Annotated in this window: 6 protein-coding genes; all 6 read left to right on the top strand. The window is 23.6% G+C overall.

All coding sequences use genetic code 11. The features are described 5' to 3' along the window. Positions 1-349: 349 nt before the first annotated feature. Genes BN899_RS03070 through BN899_RS03095 form a run of 6 tightly spaced genes read left to right on the top strand, consistent with a single transcriptional unit; the run spans position 350 to position 5,490 of the window. Entirely contained in the window at positions 350-985 is a 636-nt protein-coding gene (locus BN899_RS03070) for a hypothetical protein (protein WP_042272812.1), read from the top strand. After that, positions 964-1,428 carry a hypothetical protein gene (locus tag BN899_RS03075; RefSeq protein ID WP_042272816.1) on the top strand — a complete coding sequence of 155 codons (465 nt, stop codon included), beginning with the start codon at positions 964-966 and terminating at the stop codon, positions 1,426-1,428. The genes BN899_RS03070 and BN899_RS03075 overlap by 22 nt, the downstream gene beginning before the upstream one ends. Before the next feature lie 43 nt (positions 1,429-1,471). Further along, positions 1,472-2,656 (top strand): hypothetical protein, encoded by a 1,185-nt coding sequence (locus tag BN899_RS03080; protein ID WP_052356539.1) that lies wholly within the window; start codon positions 1,472-1,474, stop codon positions 2,654-2,656. 17 nt (positions 2,657-2,673) lie between these two features. Then, positions 2,674-3,633: a hypothetical protein gene (locus BN899_RS03085; protein ID WP_052356541.1), complete on the top strand. Its 960-nt coding sequence runs from the start codon at positions 2,674-2,676 to the stop codon at positions 3,631-3,633. Beyond that, positions 3,617-4,789: a hypothetical protein gene (locus BN899_RS03090; protein ID WP_042272820.1), complete on the top strand. Its 1,173-nt coding sequence runs from the start codon at positions 3,617-3,619 to the stop codon at positions 4,787-4,789. The genes BN899_RS03085 and BN899_RS03090 overlap by 17 nt, the downstream gene beginning before the upstream one ends. Then, a complete protein-coding gene (locus BN899_RS03095; RefSeq protein WP_042272823.1) occupies positions 4,786-5,490 on the top strand; it encodes a hypothetical protein in 705 nt (234 codons plus the stop codon). Before BN899_RS03090 ends, BN899_RS03095 begins: the two co-directional genes overlap by 4 nt. Positions 5,491-5,739 lie beyond the last annotated feature (249 nt).

Here is a 5,739-nt window from a genome sequence, read left to right on the forward strand (position 1 = left end):
TTTTTTATTGTATAAATTTATTAAAGATAAAAGTAAACATAAGGCTAATATTAAAATGCTAATGCATAATTAGAAGATATAGTATATGTAAATTTATATGCCAATACTATTATAAACAATATTAATATAAACAATATTAAAAAATTGAATAAGGACCACGTTGATATAGAGTCAATGTGATTGGAATGTTTGATTCTCGCTAAAATTGTAAAACTTAAATTTTTTATTGTATAAGAGTATTATATAGATTTAATTATAGTATTTACTTATATAAAAGGATTGTGATAAATTATTACTGTTAATAGTTGTAGAAAATTTGATAAAAATACTTAGATGGAAGGGGTCGTATATGAATGAAATTGAAGTCTTTATGGAATTATTAGATGAAAAATCTATAGATTATATATTATCTGAATTTTTTTTAGACAAAAATTCTAAACAAAACAAGTTGTTAAAGAAGATTAAATTGCAGAAATTGCTTAGAGAGCCGACAATTTCAAAAATGAATAAGAAGTATAAAATAAAAGGAAGTTCACCTATACAGTCTGTAAAAATGGGGTTAGCAGATAAAGATCTTATAAATTGTAATAAAGATAATTTTATAGATATTCTTATATCAGGTGAGAAATTTAAATTATCTAACATAGAGCAATTTTGCACTGCTTACATAAAATTTCCGGAAATTATTCAAAAAAATTTAGAAATTATAATAGAAAATAATAAAAATGGAGATTTTTTATTTAAAGGAATAAATGATTTTAAAGTTAGCAAGCCAATGGATTACCTAGAGTTAAAGAAACTTCAGAAAGATATTGAAGTATTAAAAATGATAATAGAAAAAAACAAAATAGAAGTATCAAAAATAAAAAATGAAAATAATAGATTATATAATGAAAATAAACGGCTGAATAATGAAAATAAAGAATTAAAAAATATTATTAAAAAAATGAAAAGGACATTTGTTTGTTTGAAAAAGAAAGTGTAGATATCAAAGAATTAAAGATTAAATATGAAGATTTAATAAATTTAAAAAATGAAATTAATAAAAAATATGAGAGACTCAAAGAAGAGTCCAACAATAAAATATATGTTGAAGATAATAGTTATGAGTTAGATAGTTATAGTGAATGCTTGATTTATACATCAGATATAGAAGCTGCTAAAAGTTTATTTAAAGATATATTATTTATAAATTATAAGGATATTAATTCTAATATTGATGAACTTATAGAAAGAATAACTAAGTTAGATATACAAGAGATATATATACAGGGGAACAATATAAAACCTCAAGAATTAGCAAGAATTAAGAGGAGAAGTAAACAAAAATCATTAGAATATAAAACTTTTTTATTTTCGAATGAATTAGATTTAATAGAAAAGATATTAGAATTTAGGAAAAAAAATAATAACTATTTTTATATATAGTATAAATTCGATAAAATAAATCAAGGGAGAAAAATTAATTGACATGCTAACAAAAATAGAAAAAAGAAAAGATTTAGATGTTTTGAAAAGTAATGAAACATACTTATTAGGTATATTAGCTACAGATATACAGGAATACCCTAACTTAGGAGAGACGAGAGAAGCTGTAACTAAAATGAAAAATAAAAAATATACCGAAAAATCTAACATGATATTTTATTTAGAATCAGTGAGTGAAGAGCCTGAATATATAACCAAGGTAGTTAATTCGAATTGTAATTCAGGAAAATTATACGTAGGAATTGATAATCATCATAGAAACGTAGATATATACCCTTTTGGTTATAAAGACCAAAATACATATAATCTTTTAAGTTATGAAGAGAAGAAAGAAGATATATATAATGAATTTGAAGGAAAACTTATATTGTTTAAGCCAATTATATCATATGACCAAAGTACCGGAATGGTATATAAAAATGTAAAAATACAATCTATAATAGGAGATTATAATAAAAATACCAAGTATACATATATTCCAGTAGTCAAGATGAATCATGAATCATTTGAAAATAAACTTAGGACTGGAGAATATATATATTTGCAAAATTATAATAATAATATGATTCTTCCTGAATTTGTAATATGCGGAGAATATATATATTCAAATTTTCAATCTTGGAAAAAACATGATGAAAATTATAAACTGTGGTGTTGTGATAGGGGATATGAGGAGATTCGTAGGAATAAAATAGAATTTACAGATGATGATTATAAGGATGATATCTTAGACATACTAGATGATTTATTATTTGTATCTCAAGATTTTTTATATAATCGATTATATGAAATATCAGATAAGGGAGAATCTATATTTAAAGAAAAATATATAGAAAGATATGATGATAATAGTAATAACATTGAAGATATAGAAGAATATGATAAGAATAATTATAATGATTTAACTAATGTATCTAATTTAAGTCATAGTAATTTAAAGAATACAGAAAATCTAGAGATAGAAGAAGAATTAAATTATGAAGAAAATATAAAAAATATATTTAAATCAGCTTCAATGGAAAGTGAATTCTTAATGAAATTTAAGAGTTACACAGTAAAGAATAATCTTTGTTATGATATAAAAGATATAGTAAATTTTCATATAAGCGTAAAGACTAATCCGCTTACAATACTTGCTGGGATGAGTGGAACGGGAAAACTAAAATAGCAATAACATATGGAGAAATGTTAGGGATAAATGAAGACAATAATACTTTATTATTTTTACCAATAAGCCCATCATATACAGAGCCAGAAGATTTAACCGGATATTTGAATAACACCACAGGATTGTATATAGCATCGGAGACTGGATTAGTGGATTTACTTGTGCATGCTGAAAATAACCCGAATAAAATGCATATGATAATATTTGATGAAATGAATTTATCTCAAGTAGAACACTGGTTTGCTCCATTTATATCTTTATTAGAACTTGAACCTAAAGATAGAAAACTAAAGCTTTACAGTAAAGATGCAGTTTGCCATAATAGTATAAAATATAAACACACTTTAAACATAGGAGATAATATAATCTTTATAGGAACAGTTAATATTGATGAAACAACTAAAGATTTTTCAGATAGGCTGCTAGATAGAGCAAACATAGTAACCCTTAAAAAGAAAAAGTTCACAGAGTTTAAAAATGAAAAAATAAATAGCTATAATATAGGTGAAGTTGAAAAAATAACATATTCACATGAAGAATATAGGTCTTGGGTAGCAGGTACTAATGGTGTAGAAGATTTAACAAATCAAGAATTAATATTGTTAGATAATTTGCATGATATAATACAAATACATGATCAGCAAAAGGGAGTATCATTTAGAATATTAGAAAAAATTTGTAGTTATATCAATAATATTCCTTCTATATTTGATGAAAATGATGTAGAAACTATTTCAAGGAGAGAAGCATTTGATATAGAGATAAAACAGAGGTTATTGACTAAATTAAAAGGAACTGAAAGACAATATGGAGGTCTTATAGGCAAGTTAGATATTAATTCAAAAGAAATTTCGAATAGTGAATTATACAATTTCTTTAATAGTGAAGATGCTATGAAAATAAGTGATTTTGAATTGACTAAACAAGAAATAATAAGAAAGGCCAAGGAGTTAAGTATGTATGGATACACTAATTAAATTAATTATAAAAACATCTTATTCTAATAGGCCAGATATCTCTAGAACAAATGAAATAAAAATAAATTTAAGTGATTTTAATGAAAGGTATAAGAACAAGCCAGTTTTTGAATTTAAGGAATATGATAAAATTGAAGTGAGTTTGAGTTGTGAAGATAAATCTGTTGTTATTAAATTAGAATCATACTATTATGAAAATATGAAAAATTCTAATACATATAAAAGTATATACCGTCAAGAGGATACATTAAGAACATTAAGAGATGGAGATTATATTGTTTTATCTCCTGGTGGAGATTCTAGTGATATGTTAGTTCCAGGAGAGTACTCGATTAAGATATATTCTCAAACTGGAAGTCATGAGGGTTTTTTCAATATTATCCCAAACTCGGTAAAGTGGAATTCTATTATAAAAATTAGAGAATATTTAGAAAATGTTGTAAAAGGAATATCATATAATATTTATCTTGAAAAAAAATGCTCAAAAGAGAGGCAAGATATTTCATATGCAAATATTGAATTATATAGATACCTAGATAGTATTCAATATAAACTTTTAAATCACGTTAAATATATAGTAGATAACCCATTGCTAGATATAGAAAAAATATATAGATTGCAAAATTATTCAAAAAATCCAAATGCTAAGAGTCAACGTTGGAGTTCTAAGAATGGAATTGCATATAATCAGAATATATTAACTAAGAATGTATTTTATGAAAATCATAGCTATCTTACCAACAAAATAACCGAAAATTCAATATTTAAAAATATATTAACTTATATGCAAAGTATACTTATAGAAGCGGAACATGAGTATATAAAAGTTATTAATAATATTAATAATAACAAGCAAAATATAGAAGAGCAAATTATAAGTAAACAAAAACAATATAGAGAAGCATCAAAGGAAGCTAATACATATAAGGTTAATTTAAGTAGAAGTAGTGAAATAAATATACTTAAAAAAGATATTGATATATACAGAGAAAAAGAGATAATCATAGAAAATAATCTAAATAGTTTGAATAAATTAAAGGCTAGCCTAAATTTTTATATTAATGAAACTTGGGTAAAAGATATTGAATTTAAGTATAATACTCCTGATATTACAGCTAAAATTTTAAAAATCCTCATTATAGTGAAGTTTATATGATATATAATAAGTTGAGAAATTCTAATATCGATGGAGGTATAGATATAACATTTCCGCATAAAAAAACTTCTAAATTATTTGAAATTTATAGCTTTTTAATAATAAAAGATATATTTGAGGAATTAGGATTTAATTGGAGTGATGGATGGCTAAGAGCAAGAGATATAAAAGATGTATTTAACGCAAGTTTAGAATCAGGAGATTGTATAATACTAACTAAACTAGACTATTCAGTAGTTATAACGTATGATAAATATTTAAATACGCCGAGTGAAGTTTCTAATAGTGAAGATTCTCAAATAGTTGCATCTCAAGTTAGCTCAAACAGAAGGCCAGATATACTTATTAGCTTATATAAAGGAGAAGAATTAAGAGGTTGTGAAGTTGTAGAAGTTAAATATAGGAAAAAATCGTATATTTACAATAATAAAGGTATAGATACAGATGTATGTAAACAACTTATAGCATATACACAATTAGAGTATTATGATGCAAATATTAAAAAGGTATCTAGAATAAAACCTGTATATAAGGTTTTAACAATTTTCCCTAAGCAGGATGATGAAGGTGTATTTGCTCATAAAAATTATGATATTTTATTTGTTCCTATAATGCCAGAAGAGGAATTAAATTCTAAGTGTTATGGTTATGAATATTTAAAAAAGGAACTTATAGAGTTTATAGATGAATTCAGTTACTGATTACAATAAATATATTTATTATAGAACATTTATTTATATAAATATATATTAGCGATAATTATGTATTTTAAGAATTAAAAACTTGGAATATTATAATAATATTGAATTTGAAAAGTGAAGTATTAAATGTAATTTATAAATAATAAAAACACTCGTATTCATTGCATATGAGTGTTTTTATTATTTAAAAAATAAGTATATAATATCTTAATAAAATATTTTAGACGTAACTTTAAAAATTATTGATAT

This window comes from Faecalimicrobium dakarense (genome assembly GCF_000499525.1).
GTDB lineage: Bacteria > Bacillota > Clostridia > Peptostreptococcales > Peptostreptococcaceae > Faecalimicrobium > Faecalimicrobium dakarense.

Bases quoted from the DNA above. Each gene is read 5' to 3' on its own strand.
- BN899_RS03095 (WP_042272823.1), top strand. From the start codon at position 4,786: ATGATATATAATAAGTTGAGAAATTCTAATATCGATGGAGGTATAGAT.
- BN899_RS03090 (WP_042272820.1), top strand. From the start codon at position 3,617: ATGGATACACTAATTAAATTAATTATAAAAACATCTTATTCTAATAGG.
- BN899_RS03070 (WP_042272812.1), top strand. From the start codon at position 350: ATGAATGAAATTGAAGTCTTTATGGAATTATTAGATGAAAAATCTATA.
- BN899_RS03080 (WP_052356539.1), top strand. From the start codon at position 1,472: ATGCTAACAAAAATAGAAAAAAGAAAAGATTTAGATGTTTTGAAAAGT.
- BN899_RS03085 (WP_052356541.1), top strand. From the start codon at position 2,674: ATGTTAGGGATAAATGAAGACAATAATACTTTATTATTTTTACCAATA.